The sequence below is a fragment of the Vitreoscilla massiliensis genome (assembly GCF_001457815.1).
GTDB classification, from domain to species: domain Bacteria; phylum Pseudomonadota; class Gammaproteobacteria; order Burkholderiales; family Neisseriaceae; genus Vitreoscilla; species Vitreoscilla massiliensis.
Genome location: NZ_LN898215.1, coordinates 17,444 through 33,086 on the forward strand (window position 1 = coordinate 17,444; position 15,643 = coordinate 33,086).

The 15,643-nt window shown below is 52.2% G+C and carries 14 protein-coding genes and 1 other RNA gene; 8 read left to right on the forward strand and 7 right to left on the reverse strand.

Going from position 1 to position 15,643, the window contains the following annotated elements:
- Nucleotides 1–9: 9 nt before the first annotated feature.
- The 3 genes from kdpC to kdpA all read right to left on the reverse strand — a co-directional run bounded on the left by kdpC (nucleotide 10) and on the right by kdpA (nucleotide 4,575).
- Entirely contained in the window at nucleotides 10–567 is a 558-nt protein-coding gene (kdpC, locus tag BN3003_RS00115) for a potassium-transporting ATPase subunit KdpC (protein WP_058304715.1), read from the reverse strand.
- Nucleotides 568–585: 18 nt separating this feature from the next.
- Entirely contained in the window at nucleotides 586–2,643 is a 2,058-nt protein-coding gene (kdpB, locus tag BN3003_RS00120) for a potassium-transporting ATPase subunit KdpB (RefSeq protein ID WP_058304716.1), read from the reverse strand.
- 219 nt (nucleotides 2,644–2,862) lie between these two features.
- The gene (gene kdpA, locus BN3003_RS00125) at nucleotides 2,863–4,575 is read right to left on the reverse strand and encodes a potassium-transporting ATPase subunit KdpA (RefSeq protein WP_058304717.1); all 1,713 of its coding nucleotides are present in this window, start codon (nucleotides 4,573–4,575) and stop codon (nucleotides 2,863–2,865) included.
- A gap of 374 nt (nucleotides 4,576–4,949) precedes the next feature.
- Between kdpA and BN3003_RS00130 the strand changes: the two genes are divergently transcribed.
- A complete protein-coding gene (locus tag BN3003_RS00130; RefSeq protein WP_058304718.1) occupies nucleotides 4,950–5,225 on the forward strand; it encodes a hypothetical protein in 276 nt (91 codons plus the stop codon).
- A gap of 243 nt (nucleotides 5,226–5,468) precedes the next feature.
- On the opposite strand, the gene BN3003_RS00135 is transcribed toward BN3003_RS00130, so the two are convergent.
- Both BN3003_RS00135 and fahA read right to left on the reverse strand, forming a co-directional pair.
- Entirely contained in the window at nucleotides 5,469–6,026 is a 558-nt protein-coding gene (locus BN3003_RS00135; RefSeq protein ID WP_058304719.1) for a VOC family protein, read from the reverse strand.
- Nucleotides 6,027–6,098: 72 nt separating this feature from the next.
- A complete protein-coding gene (gene fahA, locus BN3003_RS00140) occupies nucleotides 6,099–7,367 on the reverse strand; it encodes a fumarylacetoacetase (protein ID WP_058304720.1) in 1,269 nt (422 codons plus the stop codon).
- A gap of 434 nt (nucleotides 7,368–7,801) precedes the next feature.
- On the opposite strand from fahA, the gene BN3003_RS00145 reads away from it, so the two are divergent.
- The 5 genes from BN3003_RS00145 to BN3003_RS00165 all read left to right on the forward strand — a co-directional run bounded on the left by BN3003_RS00145 (nucleotide 7,802) and on the right by BN3003_RS00165 (nucleotide 12,599).
- Nucleotides 7,802–8,560: an IclR family transcriptional regulator gene (locus tag BN3003_RS00145; RefSeq protein ID WP_058304721.1), complete on the forward strand. Its 759-nt coding sequence runs from the start codon at nucleotides 7,802–7,804 to the stop codon at nucleotides 8,558–8,560.
- Nucleotides 8,561–8,602: 42 nt separating this feature from the next.
- Nucleotides 8,603–9,931: an MFS transporter gene (locus BN3003_RS00150; protein WP_058304722.1), complete on the forward strand. Its 1,329-nt coding sequence runs from the start codon at nucleotides 8,603–8,605 to the stop codon at nucleotides 9,929–9,931.
- Between the two features lie 37 nt (nucleotides 9,932–9,968).
- Entirely contained in the window at nucleotides 9,969–11,666 is a 1,698-nt protein-coding gene (locus BN3003_RS00155; RefSeq protein ID WP_058304723.1) for an FAD-dependent monooxygenase, read from the forward strand.
- Between the two features lie 15 nt (nucleotides 11,667–11,681).
- Nucleotides 11,682–11,864, forward strand: coding sequence for a hypothetical protein (locus BN3003_RS00160; protein WP_058304724.1), 183 nt, complete (start codon nucleotides 11,682–11,684; stop codon nucleotides 11,862–11,864).
- Nucleotides 11,865–12,104: 240 nt separating this feature from the next.
- Complete coding sequence (locus tag BN3003_RS00165; protein WP_058304725.1) at nucleotides 12,105–12,599, forward strand: hypothetical protein; 495 nt, start codon at nucleotides 12,105–12,107, stop codon at nucleotides 12,597–12,599.
- Nucleotides 12,600–12,675: 76 nt separating this feature from the next.
- Here BN3003_RS00165 and BN3003_RS00170 read toward each other — a convergent pair whose 3' ends face one another.
- Both BN3003_RS00170 and ffs read right to left on the reverse strand, forming a co-directional pair.
- The gene (locus BN3003_RS00170; protein ID WP_234332975.1) at nucleotides 12,676–13,770 is read right to left on the reverse strand and encodes an NAD(P)-dependent alcohol dehydrogenase; all 1,095 of its coding nucleotides are present in this window, start codon (nucleotides 13,768–13,770) and stop codon (nucleotides 12,676–12,678) included.
- A gap of 166 nt (nucleotides 13,771–13,936) precedes the next feature.
- An RNA gene (gene ffs / locus BN3003_RS18295) (signal recognition particle sRNA small type) lies at nucleotides 13,937–14,034 on the reverse strand.
- 167 nt (nucleotides 14,035–14,201) lie between these two features.
- On the opposite strand from ffs, the gene BN3003_RS00175 reads away from it, so the two are divergent.
- Entirely contained in the window at nucleotides 14,202–15,038 is an 837-nt protein-coding gene (locus tag BN3003_RS00175; protein ID WP_058304726.1) for an SDR family oxidoreductase, read from the forward strand.
- A 180-nt stretch (nucleotides 15,039–15,218) separates the two neighbouring features.
- Nucleotides 15,219–15,542, forward strand: a complete 324-nt coding sequence (locus tag BN3003_RS00180) for a YegP family protein (protein WP_058304727.1) — start codon at nucleotides 15,219–15,221, stop codon at nucleotides 15,540–15,542.
- The last annotated feature ends 101 nt before the right edge of the window (nucleotides 15,543–15,643 follow it).

Genomic DNA, 15,643 nt, shown 5'->3' on the forward strand with positions numbered 1-15,643 from the left:
GTCCTTAGGTTATTGCGGCAATGCTTGCACCGCCAGATTCAAATCCACCACATTGACCAAAGGCTGAAAGCCGGTCGTGAGCGTGTTGCGGCTGAGGCTGTGCACCAGCGTGCGCAAGTCTTGTTCGGTGTGGCCGCTGGCCTGTGCCACCCGCGGCACTTGGTACAAAGCGGCCTGTAAGGAAATGTCAGGGTCCAAACCGCTGCCCGAAGCGCTGAGCAATTCCACTGGCACGGCGCTGGATGGGTTTGTTGCCAATACCTGCAGCTGTGCTTGCGCGGCTGCGGTCAATTGCGGATTGGTGGCGGCCAAATTGGAGCCACCAGACGCCATAGGATTGTAAGCAAACTCAGCCGTGGCCGATGGTCTGCCCCAAAAATGCTCGGCGCGGGTGAATTCTTGGCCTAGCAAATGTGAACCCACGACTTTATCGCCTTGATGGATGAGGCTGCCATTGGCGGCATCGGCAAACAACACTTGTCCCAAGCCAGTGACCACCAAGGGATAGACCAAACCCAGCAACACACTCAATTGTACAAACACCATGATAACGGGACGCAAATACATACAACACTCCTTTGTGGCTTACAGGCCGCTTATCAACACATCAATCAATTTAATCGCCACAAAAGGCACCACCACACCGCCGACACCGTAGAGCAACAGATTGCGGCGCAAGGTCAGGTGCGTGGCTTCGGGGCGGGAACGCACGCCTTTCATCGCCAAGGGAATCAACACCACAATGATCAAGGCATTGAAAATCACCGCCGACAACAGCGCCGATTGCGGGCTGTGCAAACCCATGACATTGAGCAGCGCCAATTGTGGAAACATCGGCATAAACAGCGCTGGGATGATGGCGAAGTATTTGGCAATGTCGTTGGCAATTGAAAACGTCGTCAACGCGCCGCGCGTCATCAGCAATTGTTTACCGGTTTGCACCACCTCAATTAACTTGGTCGGGTCGGAATCCATGTCGACCATATTGCTGGCTTCTTTCGCCGCTTGTGTGCCCGAATTCATCGCTACCGCCACATCGGCTTGCGCCAAGGCCGGAGCATCGTTGGTGCCGTCGCCGGTCATTGCCACCAACAAGCCTTGCGCTTGGTAGTCGCGGATGCGCGTCAGCTTTTGTTCGGGCGTGGCTTCGGCGAGGTAGTCGTCAACGCCAGCTTCTGAAGCAATGGCGGCGGCGGTTAAGGGGTTATCGCCGGTTATCATCACCGTTTTGATGCCCATTTGCCGCAATTGACCAAAGCGCTCTTTGATGCCGGGTTTGACAATGTCTTTGAGCACGACCACACCCAATACTTGCGCGTCCACGCTCACCACCAATGGCGTTGCGCCGCTGGCGGCCACTTTGTGCACAGCTGCGGTGACATCGTCGGCCAGGCTGCGTCCCAGAGCGGTAACGTGTTGGGCAATGGCTTGCTCCGAGCCTTTGCGCAAGATGCGCATACCGCTGGCGGTGTGGATGTCGACGCCACTCATGCGGCTTTGGGCGCTGAACGGAATTTCAGTCATGCTGCCGCGCCAAGCGTCGGGCACGTTTATCTCAGTCGTGCCCGTTAATTCCTGCGCCAAACGCACAATGCTGCTGCCTTCGGGCGTGTTGTCGTGGTGCGAACACACATAAGCGGCCTGTAATAACAGGGTTTTGTCGATGCCGTGAGCAGGAATGAAGTCTGAGGCCATGCGGTTGCCAAAAGTGATGGTGCCAGTCTTGTCCAGCAACAACACATCAATATTGCCGGCGGTTTCGACGGCGCGACCGGAAGTGGCCATCACATTCGCCTTCATCATGCGGTTCATGCCGGCCACGCCTATGGCCGACAGTAAGCCGCCTATGGTGGTCGGTATCAAACACACCAATAAGGCCACCAAAGCGATGTAGTCTATCGGCTGTTGCGCGCCGGTGTGGGCGACGCTGAAACGTGAAAACGCGTACAAGCTGCCGACCACCAAGATGAAAATCAGGCTCAAAGCCACCAGCAAGATGGTTAAAGCGATTTCATTCGGGGTTTTTTGGCGCTGCGCGCTTTCGACCATGGTAATCATTTGGTCGAGAAACGACTCGCCCGGATTGGCATTGACGCGAATGATGAGGTAGTCCGACACCAGCAGCGTGCCGCCGGTGACCGAGCAAAAATCGCTGCCAGCGGCGCGGATGACGGGCGCGGATTCGCCGGTAATCGCCGATTCGTCTACCGTGGCCACACCTGCGATGATTTCGCCATCGGCAGGTATGGTTTCGCCTTGTTCCACCCGCACCACATCGCCCATGCGCAAGCTGTCGGAAGCAATCATCACTTGGTCGTCCTCGTTTTTGCCATTGGCAACGAGTTTGCGCGCGGTAGTGGTTTTTTTCAGGCTTTTTAAGGCATGGCTTTGCGCCTTGCCACGGCCTTCAGCATAGGCTTCGGCAAAATTGGCAAACAAAATCGTGAACCACAGCCATAAGGTAATGGCGACGATGAAACTGGTTTGGGGTGAACCTTGAAAAGCGGCCTGTAAACCCAAGACGGTGCTAAAGAGGCTGCCCAAATAAACAATGAACATCACCGGCGAGCGCCATTGCACCGCCGGGTGCAGTTTTTTCAGCGCCTCGATGGCGGCTTGCATGGATAAAGATTGCGTGTGCATAAATACACCTTTGTAAACGGGGTAGGGCTGAGTATTGGTGGGTCTTGCGAGAGGGTGCAGATGCAGCGTTACCGGCCGCATCTGCAGGGGTTCAAGTTTATTTAAACCACGACAACCACCATAAAAAGCCACCATAACAGCGCGTGTAGCGCAAAAAACTCGGGGTGGTATCACTGTGTTGTACCAATGGATGTTTGGAAGTGCGCATGGCAAAACTCCTCAATAAAACAACTGTAAATGTTCCATCACCGGGCCCAATACCAAGACTGGGATGTAAGTCAGGGCGGTAAACACCACGATGACAATGACCAATAACAGGGCAAACAACAGGCCGTGGGTAGGAAAACTGGCTGATATTTGCATTTGGCGTTTTTTCACCGCCATCGCGCCGGCCACAGCCAATACCGGCAAAATCACCCCAAAGCGACCGACCAACATCGCGATGGCGAGCAGGTAATTAAAAAACGGCGTGTTGGCACCCAAGCCGGCAAAGGCGCTGCCATTGTTGTTGGCGGCTGAGGTAAACGCGTACAAGAATTGGCTCAGGCCGTGAGGGCCGGGATTGGACAAACTGGCGATGGCGCTGCTACTGAAGGTGGCGCTGGCCGTGCCCAATAACACCAAGCTCGGCACCACCAACATGGCGATGGCAACGGCTTTCATTTCCTTGGCCTCAATTTTCTTGCCCAAGTATTCTGGCGTGCGGCCCACCATCAAACCGGCGAGGAACACCGTCAAAATCACCAACACCAACATGCCGTACAAACCCGAGCCCACGCCGCCAAACACCACTTCACCGGTTTGCATCAAAAACATCGGCACCAAGCCACCCATAGGCAACAGCGAGTCGTGCATATTGTTGACCGCACCACAAGATGCGGCCGTGGTCACCGCGCTGAACAGCACCGAAGCGGCGATGCCAAAGCGGCTTTCCTTGCCTTCCCAATTGCCGTTGCCGCTCAATGTTTGGCCATGGCTGCTGAGCACCTCGCTTATGGCCGGATTGTGGCGGTATTCAAATTGGCACAAAGCCACCACCGCCAACACAAACAACACACTCATCACCGCATAAATCGTCCAACCTTGGCGCGCATCACCGACCATGTGGCCAAAGCAAAAACACAAGGCCGCAGGGATGATCAGCACCAACAGCATTTGCAGGAAATTGGTCAGGTAAGTGGGATTGGAATATGGGTGGGCCGAATTGGCATTGAAAAAGCCACCGCCATTGGTGCCGAGCATTTTAATCACCTCTTGTGAGGCGTTTGGCCCCATCGGCAACAGGCCGGCTTGGCCTTCCAAACTGGTGTAAGGCACATATGCGGCGAAGTTTTGGATGCTGCCTTGCGCCACAAACACCAAGGCCACCACCACCGCGATGGGCAATAATAAATGCACGCACACGCGCACCAAATCGACCCAAAAATTGCCAACATCGCTGTTTTGGTGGTTGGCCAAACCGCGAATGAGAGCAAACACCACGGCGACACCGGTGGCGGCAGACACAAAGTTTTGCACCGCCAAACCGAGCATTTGCGTCAAATACGACATCGTGGTTTCACCGGCATAGCCTTGCCAATTGGTGTTGGCGACAAAGCTGACGGCGGTATTGAGCGCCGAATCGAAACTCGGTGCGCCATGGCCTTGCGGATTCAGCGGTAACCACCCTTGCAACAATTGCAAGGCCACCACAAAAAAGATGCCCAGCAGATTGAATAAGAGCAGCGCCCACGCATATTGCTGCCAATTCATGCCTTGCGCGGGATTCACACCGGCGAGGCGGTAAATGCCGCGTTCTAATGGGCTGAGTAGCGGTGTGCGCGGTAATTTTTGTGGCTGCGCCACCGCAAACACATAGCGCCCTAACGGATAAGCCAACAGCGTCAACACCAACATGAACACTGAGAGCAGCAAATAGGCATCGTTGACCATTTAAAATGCCTCCGTATGCAACAACACATGAATCAGATACGCAAAACTGCCGCACAAAAAGGCTGCAAATAAAACCAACATCGCGTCCACCTTAGTCGATTGAAGATGGGCAGATTGTAGAAAAGGCGGTATATAAAATTTATCAATATTTGTGGGTGGCCACAGGGCAGTGCTTCAGTGCACGAGAAGACTTGTTTGATAAGGCATAGGGTGATGAGGCGGCCTGTAAGTGGTTTAGCAAGGTTTACAGGCCGCTTTTGTAGCGGTGTTGCTAGTCATGGTGATAAATGATTTAGCAGCAAAGGTTTAAGGTATGTGTGAGTGCTGTGTTACAGTCTGGTCGTGTTGATGGACTAAGGGGAAGGATGATGGGGATGCGGGTGGCAGTGCTGGTAGGAGTGTTGATGTTACAGGCCGCTTGTGCGAGCGAAGATGAGGCGGCGAGCACAGACTTGAGCGCGGATTGCCAAGCGGCATACGAGGTCTACCTTAAGCAAGTGGATGCCTTGCCGGCAGAAGAGGTGAAGCAAATCACCGCCACCACTGGCATGAGTGTGGACGAGGCCAAGAAAATCAGCCGACAAATGTATGCCGACATGAGCGATGCCGACTGTCGCGATGTGCAAGCCTCGATGGCGGCTGAGCAATGAGTGTTGTTGGGAGAGGCAAATGGTTAAACCCAGCGTTATGGTGGGTTTAACAGGTATTTCTGTGATGCAGATGCTGAGAATAAGCGGCCTGTAAGCCTGCTATACAAGGTTTACAGGCCGCATTGATGCTTGGGACAGCTTGTTGCGACTGGACAATTAGAGTCGGTCTATTAATGTGCCCAAAAAATAAAAAAAGAGGCTGCTATCGCAGCCTCTGCAAGCCGTAGCCGTAGAAGGGGTGGCTTAGGCTTTGCTTTCGTCCAATTCGTCCGCGTGCAAGAAATGGGTGTGGTGCGGGGCGCGTTTGGTGGTGTCCCATTGCTCCAACATTTCGACTTTCATTTCCTCGGTGATGCGGGCGATTTTTTCGGCGGCTTTTTCATCGTCGTAAGCCAATTCGATGCGGTGGCCATTTGGATCGAAGAAGTAGATGGAATGGAAGATGCCGTGATTGGTGATGCCGAGCACGTCCACGCCTTTGCTTTCCAAGTGCGCTTTCGCTGCTTCCAAAGTTGGACGGTCTTTCACTTTCATCGCCAAGTGTTGCACCCATTTCGGTGTGTTTTCATCGCGGCCCATGTCTGGCTGCGTCGGCAATTCAAAAAACGCCAACACATTGCCCATGCCCGCATCCAAGAAGATGTGCATATACGGGTCAAACGCTTTGGTTGATGGCACATGGTCTTCGGCAAACGCCAAAATAAAATCCATGCCCAACATTTCTTTGTACCACGCCACGGTTTCTTTGGCGTTTTTGCAGCGGTAAGCGACGTGGTGTATTTTTTCGATTTGGAAATCCATGAAATTCTCCTTTGCTTTTCATGCGGCCTGTAAACGCTTTACAGGCCGCTTATGTTTATTGGGAACGGGGGCTTAGTCTTGTTGCCAAGCAAACGTCTTCGCTGGCAAAACCGTGCCGCGCACTTCACCAAAGCCGATGCGCAAACCGTCTTGTTCACAATGGCCACGCATGATTAAGGTGTCGCCGTCTTGCAAGAAGCCGCGTTGTTCGCCATTGACCAAGGTCAAAGGCTCGGTGGTGTTCCATGTCAATTCAAGCAAGCTGCCGCGCGAGTCTTTGTCTGGACCAGAAATCGTGCCCGAACCCATCAAATCACCGACGCGCACATTGCAACCGGCGATGGTGTGGTGGGTGAGCTGTTGCATCATGCTCCAATACATGTATTTGAAATTGGTATTGGAAATCACGGTTTCGCTGCCGTCGGCGGCAATGGCCACTTGCAGTTTGATGTCGTAATTGTTGGGGGTGTTTTCACGCAAATACGGCAACGGTTGTGGCTCTTGCACTGGAGAGGCGCAGCGGAATGGCTCTAAGGCTTCCAAAGTCACCACCCACGGGCTGATGGACGTACCGAAGGTTTTGGAATTGAACGGGCCTAAAGGCACGTATTCCCATTGTTGGATGTCGCGCGCTGACCAGTCGTTAAGCAAAACCATGCCGAAGATGTGGTTTTCGGCTTCTTCAATTGCAATCGGTTCGCCCAAAGCCGTGGCTTTGCCGACGATGAAACCGGTTTCCAATTCAAAGTCGAGTTTGCGACAGGCTGAGAACACTGGGCGCTCTTCGTTAGGCAATTTGATTTGGCCGCTAGGGCGCACCAAATCGGTGCCGCTGACCACCACTGAGCTGGCGCGGCCGTTGTAACCGATTGGCAACTCGCTCCAGTTTTGCATCAATGCATTTTTTGGATCGCGGAACATGCAGCCGACGTTGTAAGCGTGTTCTTTCGAGGAATAAAAGTCGGTATAACCGGGCACTTCTATCGGCAATAACATCGCCACATCGGCCTGTAAATAAAAAGCCTTAGCACGCAAATCAGCATTGTCACGCAATTCGGCGCAGTCGGCTGACAGCAATTGCTGCAAGCGCGCACGCACTTGTTGCCACACTGGACGGCCCAAGGCGATAAAGGCATTTAAGCTTGCTTGGTTAAACACAGGCTCTGAGCCGGCCTGTAACACACCAGCAGCTTCCAAAGCGGCCAAATCCAAGACTTGTTCACCGATGGCGACACCGACACGGGCGGCTGCGCCTTGTGGTTGGAACACGCCATAAGGCAGGTTTTGCAGTGGAAAATCGCTGTCTGGCGCCACGGCGATGAATGATTGCGTTAATGACATCTGATCTCACTCCTTGTTAGTTTTGATCCATAGCAATTTATTGCCATCTTAATATTTACAAATAAAATGTATTTCGAGAGATTTTGAATTTATTGGAATTTTTCCGATAAATTCGTTTATTATTAGCTATTAAATATCTGAATTTAATCAGATATAAATGTAAAAATTCAAGGCGCTTCAGAATTGCGCTTGCTTTTTATGATTTGAGCCATTATATTCGGTTTCAAGAATTACGCAAACAGTAATTTGATTACGGATAGCGTAATTTACAAATTGAACCCACACAATAACAACAACATACAAAGCTGAATCCAGAAGAAGAGGAGCATGCCACCATGACAGTCTTATAGTAAGCCAGCCATCCATGCGCAAGTGATTGCGGATAAACCTCTGTTCTCTATTACAATCATGTCTGCTAACAAAAAGGGAATGAAATGGAAAAACAGTCCAACGGTGTTCAATCTTTGGAAGTGGGTTTATCGGTATTGAACGTGTTGATTGAGGCGGGGGAGGCGTTGATGCTCAAAGAAGTGGCTGCGGCCGCCGACATGCATCCTGCCAAAGCCCATCGCTATTTGGTCAGCCTGGTCAAATATCACTATGCCAAACAACAAGAAGATGGGCGTTACAGCCTAGGTGATAAAGCATTGGCCATGGGCTTGGCCGCTACCCGACGCACCGATTACCTGCAAATCGCACAGCCTTGGTTGCAACAATTGCACAAAGAAGTGGGTGAGTATTTACAGGTCGCACGTTGGACGGCTTTGGGTCCTTTAATCGTACAGTTCTTAGACAATGAATTTGGCATTCCCATCAGCGCCAAAGTGGGCGCGGTGATGCCGATGATGCGTTCGGCCACCGGTCGGGTGTTTGCCAGTTATCTGCCGGAAACCGTGGTCAAACCATTGGTGGAAAAAGCCGATAAAGAACACAGCCACCTGACATGGCAAGAATTTGTACCGCAAAAACAGCAAATTTTGCAGCAAGAAATGTGTGTAATCGAAGGTGAGATGATGGCAGGGATTAACGCCATTGCCGCACCGGTGTTCGATGCCAATAATGATGTGGCGTTTGTGGTGACCTGTTTGGGCGCTGCCGACAAAATTGATGCCCATCCGACTGGCCAACACGTGCAAGCCGTCTTACAGGCCGCTCGCACCATTTCCGCACATTTGGGCCAACACCGCAGCTAAACCGTCCATCCTGATACTACGGAACATTGGTCAGGACAGACTATGCAACAACAAAAATTTTTCTACGGCTGGTGGGTGGTACTGGCATTGATGCTGGTCACCGGCACCTCATTGGCCTTGGTCGTGAGCACGTTTAACATTTATTTGAATCCCGTCAGCGAGGCTTTGGGCATCTCCAAAACCCAATTCGCGCTGTGTTCTACCATCATCAATTTGGCGGTATTGGTGGCGGCGCCGAAACTGGGCGCGCTGCTGCAAAAAGACACCCGCAAAGTGTTATTGCTGTGTTTGCTCGGTTTTTACGCTGCTTATGCCGCGTTTGCATGGGTGAGCAATTTGGCCACTTTGTATGTGGTGGCAGCGGTGTTTGGCTTGTTTTCCGCCGGTTCTACCGTGGTGCCGACCAGCATCTTGGTCAACCGCTGGTTTGTGGCGCGCAAAGGCTTGGCCATGAGCATCGCCTTGTCAGGCAGCGCCTTGACCGGCATGGTGTTGGCCAAATCCATCTCTTACTTTATCCAAACCGACGGTTATGGCGTGGCCTATCAAACCATAGCGGCCTGTAGCCTGATTTTTTCGGTCTTGCTCATCGTTCTCATCATCCGCAACCGCCCCGAAGACAAAGGTTTGCAAGCCTTGGGTGCGGACAATACCGCCAGTGCGAACAGCAGCGTGCACAACAGCTTGGCCTTGGTGAACTTGTCACCCAAAGAATTGCGCAATAAGCCGTTTCATTGGGCGATGTTAGTGGGCGCGTTTTTGGCCGGTTTGGTTGGCGGCGGCATCGTCATGCAATTGCCGGTGTTTTTACAAGACACGTTTGACAGCGATAGCGTCAAATTGTCGTCTACCTTGCTCGCCACCAGCTTGGGCGTGATGATCTTCGCCAAAATTTTATTGGGCTGGTTGTACGATCGCATTGGCACGCAACGCGCCACTTTGGTGGTGACCTTGTCCATCATCGCCACTTGTACACCGTTTTTCTTGATTCCGTTGTTGCCGAACATGGCTTGGCAATTGGGCTTGATGGGCGTGGTGTGTTGGGGTTTGGGCAATTGCGTCGGCACGGTGACACCATCGGTGATGGCAGCCAAGACGTATGGCAACGAATATTACGGCCAGATTTATGGCAATTTGCACCGCACCCAATACTTGGGCATCGGTTTGGGCGCGCCGCTCATCGCCAAATTGGTGGATTTAAACCACGGCTCTTGGAGCGTGGTGTGGCTGGGCGCTGGCGTGTTAATTGTGGTGATGTTGGCGGTGTATTTGTTTGCCATCAAAGCCAGCCAACCATATCGCCAAGCCGCAGTGATTACAGAACAAGCAGACAAGGCTAACAGCGGCCTGAACGCCGCTGCGGCCAAATAAAACTGCACCTCAAAACATGATTGAATTGGAGAGAAAAATGCATCAACCCGACATCCAAGCCCGTGCTTCTTTGTATTTCCCATACCAAGTGTATCCGTACTTCGCCAGCAAAGAGGCCACTCGCGCCGCTGCCGATACCGTGACCATCGTCGGTGCCGGCCCCATAGGCATGACCTTGGCCTTGAGCTTGGCCAATATGGGCATCAAATCGGTGATTTTGACGGCCGAACAGCAATTGTCTGCCGGCAGCCGCGCCATTGTGTATACCAAGCGCTCGATGGAAATCATGCAACACATCGGCATCGCCGCACCGTTGTTGCAAAAAGCCTATCCGTGGACGGCAGGCAATTCTATCTACAAAGGCAAAGTGTGTTTCCGCATGGACGCACCTGTGGGTGAGCACGACCAGTTTTACCCACTGAACAATTTGCAACAAAACTACTTGGAAGAATTGTTTGTCAACGCCATCGCCGCCAATCCATTGATCGAAATGCGTTGGGGCAATAAAGTCGTTGGCGCTTTGCAAAGCGATGAGGAAGTGGTGTTGACGGTAGACACGCCCGAAGGCGAATACCAACACACCTCTGCGTGGGTGGTGGCTGCCGATGGTGGCCGTTCGCCAATCCGCGAAGGCATGGGCTTGTGGATGGAAGGCGACAATTACGAAGGCCGTTTTGTCATTGCCGACATCCGCATCAAGCTGCCTTACCCAACCGAGCGTTTGGCGTATTTCTCTCCCGATTGGAACCCTGGCAACACCATTTTGATGCACCGCCAACCTGACGACATTTGGCGCTTTGATTACCAATTGTCGACCGATGTCACCCCAGAAGAAGCGTTGAAACCAGAAAATCTGTGCAAAGCGGTGCAAGACCAATTGGACATGATTGGTTTCGGTGATTTGGAATGGGAAATGGACTGGAGCACCGTCTATTCAGCGCGCGCCTTGACCTTGGCCGATTATGTGCACGGTCGCATCATTTTCGCAGGCGATGCTGCGCATTTGTTGCCGATTTTTGGTGTGCGCGGTGCCAATACCGGCTTCCAAGACGCGATGGATTTGGGCTGGAAATTGGCCGGCGTGTTGCAAGGTTGGGCCAAACCCGAAGCCTTGCAAACCTACAGCGGCGACCGTGTTGGTGCGGCGCGTGAAATCATCGGTGAAGCAGGCAAATCGACGCGCTTTATGGCGCCGCCGTCTACAGGCTTCCGCTTATTGCGCAATGCGGTGTTGTCGCTGTCGTTGGAACACGAATTCGTGCGTCCTTTATACCACTGGCGCACCTCGCGTCCACACGCTTACACCAAATCAGCGTGGAACAGTGTCAACGACGACAATGCCGTGATGCCTCAAGATTCGGAAAACGGTGCCTTGCTGCCTAACTTCAAATTTGCCAATGGCAGCTATTTAAACGACTACTTAACAGGCAAGTTCAGCGTGGTGGTGTTTGGTGACCAAATTCCTGCTGTTATCAGCAGCGAAGTGGCCGCGCTTCAAGCCGCTGGCGTACCGATGCAGATTATTGCCGTGTCTGAATCTGAGACTGTGGCTGGTGCCGATGTGAGCTTACAGGCCGCATCTGCTGCCGTGCAACAGCGCTTCCAATTGCAAGCGCAAGAAGTGTATTTGGTGCGCCCAGACCAACATGTGTGCGGCCGTTGGTTGCAATACCGTGACCATGCCATCAGCGCTTGTTTAAACCCACTGTTGACCGCTGCCGTGGCCGCGGCCTAAGAAAAGGAAACCCTCATGTCTATAGCCATCCCAGAATTGGAAACCGTTTACGATGCTTTGGCGCAAGCCATAGACGCGGTTGACCCTGCCAAACGCGAGTTGTTTTTGGTGAAATTGGCGCTGTTGGCGGCCAATGAAATCGAAAGCGCCGCCACCTTCAACACCTTGATTGCGCAAGCTCAGGTGTTTGAAGACTGAGTATGCACTCATCTTGCCATGCCCAGCCTGATTGGATTGGGGGCATGGCAGCTTCCTGCACAGTGATATGTGCTTGACCGCTTAGGCGGTCTTTTTTTTGTGCCTGTTTTAACCTGATTGCCATCAGGTATTGTCTATGGACAACATGGAATACCGTGTGCACCAGCCAGCATTGCTATACTGCAAGCACAGGCAAATATCACTAGGGGAGCAGAATTGTCACACTCACCATTATTAAACATGAATAAAAATGAGCAAGGGCAATCGGTGTTGCCTGACGACACCTATCAAATCCTCGTGTTGCAGCGACCAAATGAAGCAGTGTTGAGTGATTTTTGGACGGTGTTTGAATTAATCCATACATATCATACCGATGATTGGCCAGAAGACGCATTTTGGTTACGGCATCTGCCTTTTACTTTACTGTCCAAATTTAGCTCGTTCTATATCGAAGATTTGGGTTTTACCTATGAGAATCCTCATAGAGTGGTGTTAACAGTGGGCTGGGAGTTTTTATCATGGCTGGATGCGTTGAAAGAGCGCGGTTGGGAATGGTGGTCTTGCGAGGTGGGCGAAACGACGGTGACGCTGGTCTTGTTGATTAACGATTTACCCGAGCGCTTGGATGCACTGCTGGAAGTGTTGAGGCTGTTCAATTTGCAGGTGATACGACATTTTGTGAATTACTACCCAGAGCGAGAAATCAGACATTTGAATTGGTATGACTATGGCTGAAAGCATGCAATAAAACAATAAAAGCGGCCTGTAAACATTTACAGGCCGCTTGTTTGTTGGTTGCAAACGCGAGTACTTATTTGCCTATGCGCAATATCGGTTTAATCACCGAGCCATCTTTGGACGCTTCAAACGCCTCGTTGATGTGCTCAAAGTCAAAGAATTGCACCAATTTGTCGAACGGGAATTGGCCGCGTTTGTAATAGTCGACCAGTTTCGGAATAAAGACTTTGGTCACCGCATCGCCCTCAATCACGCCCATCATGGTTTTGCCTTCGGCCATCAAATCGGCGAACACATCGATTTCCATTTTCGGGGTGATGCCAACGATGGCGCAGGTACCGAGTGGACGCAAGGCTTGCAGCGATTGGCGTACCACCGGTGGCACTCCCGTGGTTTCGACCGCGTAATGGCTGCCGCCGCCGGTGATTTCCTTGATGCGCGCCACCACGTCCTCTTTGCTGCCATTGATGACAGCGGTAGCACCCAATTCTTGCGCCAAGGCCAAACGGCTGTCGTGGATGTCGACGGCGATGATGTGGGCACAGCCGACGATTTTCGCCGCCATGATGGCGCTCATGCCAACAGCGCCTGAGCCATAAATCACGATGGAGGAGCCAAATTCAGGACGGATGCGGTTGAGCACCGTACCCGCGCCCGTTTGGATGCCGCAGCCCAGTGGGCCAAGCAAAGCCAAATCGACGTCTTTGTCGACTTTGACCACGTTGTGATAGTGCGCGACCGCATATGTGCCAAACGATGATTGACCAAAGAAGGTCGACAAAGGCTTACCATGTTGGTGGATACGGTGGCTGTGGTCGTGGTTGCAACCGCCGAAATTGAGTTGGTTAAAGGTAGCGCAAGAAGTGGGGTGACCGGTCAAACACATGTCGCATTCGCCACAATACGAGAAAGACAACACCACATGGTCGCCCACTTGCAAATCGGGCACGTTGCTGCCAACCGCCTCAATCACGCCCGAGCCTTCGTGGCCCAAGACTGCTGGCAAGGGCGCAATGGCCAAATCGCGTGCCACCGCATCGGTGTGGCACACGCCGGAGGCGACAATGCGCACCAAGACCTCATTGTCTTTAGGCGTGTCCAATTGGACGGTTTCGATGCTGAAGTCGGCGCCTTGGCCGGCAGTGACTGCTGCGCTAATGTCCATCATAGGTGTTCTCTCTCTTCTGTGGTTTTGTGGGTTTGTATCTGTATGATACGAAAACTGGCCAGTGAATGCAGTATAGATAACACATATTAGCTATGCGTGTATTGAGAGGGATTAATGACAGGCGCAAATGCAAAAAGACCGCCTAAAAAGACGGTCTTTTTTAATAGGTGGCGAGCCGAACCCCCGGCACTGGCGACTTCAAAGTGGGCTGCTGGCTTCCGCCCCTGACCCGTTGCTCTGAAAAACCATGCGGGGAGACCCGCCATAGAGCCGTGAATATACCATCAAAGCGTTAAAAACCCAAGCGCTTTATGCAAACGAGTTGCACAAATGTGGTGTCTGCGTTGCAGTGCACGATAGGACAGACGCTGTGCCGTCACATGAATCGGGTATGATGGGGATTAAACCTGTGAGGAGTAAGGAGGCATGCCATGAAAAAAGTTTGGATGGTGACCGGCGCCAGTCGCGGCATCGGTTTGGCCTTGTGCCGTTTTTTATTGGATGCTGGTCGCTCTGTGGTGGCAACTGCCCGCAATACCGATGAATTGTACAAAAAATTGCGCCAAAACGGCGAACGCTTTTTGATTTTGCCGTTGGACATCACCGACCAAGCGCAAGTGGATGAGGTGATGGACAAGGCCATCAGCCATTTTGGCAATATTGATGTGTTGGTCAACAATGCCGGTTACGGGCAAATGGGTTGGTTTGAAAACGTCAGTGCAGAACAAATTGAGCAACAGTTTCGCACCAATGTGTTTGGCAGCATGAATGTGACACGGGCGGTATTGCCACACCTGCGCCGCCAAGGCTCGGGGCAAATCTTTACTTTGTCGGATGTGGCTGGTTTGAGTGCCAATGCCGGTGGCAGCGTGTATGCGGCGTCGAAATTCGCCTTAGAGGGCTGGATGGAAGGCTTGGCGGCGGAATTGTTGCCGCTGAATATCCACGCAACCTTGATTGAGCCGGGCTCGTTTCGCACCGATTTTCTCGATGATTCGTCCATAGTCTATGGCGAACACGACATTGCCGCCTACCAAGCCGCAGAAGCGGCCTGTAAGCAATGGCAACAAGACTTGAACCACCAGCAAGTGGGCGACCCGAACCGTTTGGCAGCGATTTTGATGCAATTGGCCGAGGACGAACACCCGCCAGTGCGCTTTGCTGCCGGCAGCGATGCCGCCGAAGCGGTGATTAAAAAAGCCAATGCGCTGAACCGCAATGCACAAGAATGGTTGAGCGTGTCCAAGCTCACTGACAGACAGGAATAAGCGGCCTGTAAACGCTTACTTATCTTTTCATTGCGGCCAATTGCATTGCAGTGCAAAATCCATAAAATATGAAACGGTAATGTTGCAGTCGCATTGATGGCTGCAGAATACAACAAGTTGATGTTGCAAGACGGCGTGTGTTTTTAATGCATTAGGTATTTATTCACATAGGAGCAGCAAATGGCGGTATTCAAACTCAACACCACCGACGGTGGCCAATTCAATTTCAGCTTGAAAAACGATGCGGACAAAACCCTCATCAAAAGCGAGCAATACAACACCAAAGCTGCGGCAGAAAACGGCATAGAATCGGTGCAAAACAATGCCGACAATGCCAGCCGTTACGATGCCAAAGCGTCTGATTCAGGTAAGTTTTATTTCAATCTCAAAGCCGGTAATGGTCAAATCATCGGTACCAGTCCGATGTACGCCGATGCCGCCGCGCGCGATGCCGCCATCGCCGAAACCCAGAAAGTGGCCAAAACCGCCAGTACGGAAAGTTGAGCATGGCCGATGTCAGCGCCGCTGTCTTGAGGGACAGCGGTTTTTTATTGTCGGCTTAGGAACACGTCAAAACACCCAGCCGCAGCCTTGGCTGTGGTATG

Coding starts and splice junctions, on each gene's coding strand:
- kdpB (WP_058304716.1), bottom strand. CDS start 2,643: ATGCACACGCAATCTTTATCCATGCAAGCCGCCATCGAGGCGCTGAAA.
- BN3003_RS00165 (WP_058304725.1), top strand. CDS start 12,105: ATGAATAAAAATGAGCAAGGGCAATCGGTGTTGCCTGACGACACCTAT.
- BN3003_RS00175 (WP_058304726.1), top strand. CDS start 14,202: ATGAAAAAAGTTTGGATGGTGACCGGCGCCAGTCGCGGCATCGGTTTG.
- BN3003_RS00160 (WP_058304724.1), top strand. CDS start 11,682: ATGTCTATAGCCATCCCAGAATTGGAAACCGTTTACGATGCTTTGGCG.
- BN3003_RS00155 (WP_058304723.1), top strand. CDS start 9,969: ATGCATCAACCCGACATCCAAGCCCGTGCTTCTTTGTATTTCCCATAC.
- kdpA (WP_058304717.1), bottom strand. CDS start 4,575: ATGGTCAACGATGCCTATTTGCTGCTCTCAGTGTTCATGTTGGTGTTG.
- BN3003_RS00170 (WP_234332975.1), bottom strand. CDS start 13,770: ATGATGGACATTAGCGCAGCAGTCACTGCCGGCCAAGGCGCCGACTTC.
- kdpC (WP_058304715.1), bottom strand. CDS start 567: ATGTATTTGCGTCCCGTTATCATGGTGTTTGTACAATTGAGTGTGTTG.
- BN3003_RS00130 (WP_058304718.1), top strand. CDS start 4,950: ATGCGGGTGGCAGTGCTGGTAGGAGTGTTGATGTTACAGGCCGCTTGT.
- fahA (WP_058304720.1), bottom strand. CDS start 7,367: ATGTCATTAACGCAATCATTCATCGCCGTGGCGCCAGACAGCGATTTT.
- BN3003_RS00180 (WP_058304727.1), top strand. CDS start 15,219: ATGGCGGTATTCAAACTCAACACCACCGACGGTGGCCAATTCAATTTC.
- BN3003_RS00150 (WP_058304722.1), top strand. CDS start 8,603: ATGCAACAACAAAAATTTTTCTACGGCTGGTGGGTGGTACTGGCATTG.
- BN3003_RS00135 (WP_058304719.1), bottom strand. CDS start 6,026: ATGGATTTCCAAATCGAAAAAATACACCACGTCGCTTACCGCTGCAAA.
- BN3003_RS00145 (WP_058304721.1), top strand. CDS start 7,802: ATGGAAAAACAGTCCAACGGTGTTCAATCTTTGGAAGTGGGTTTATCG.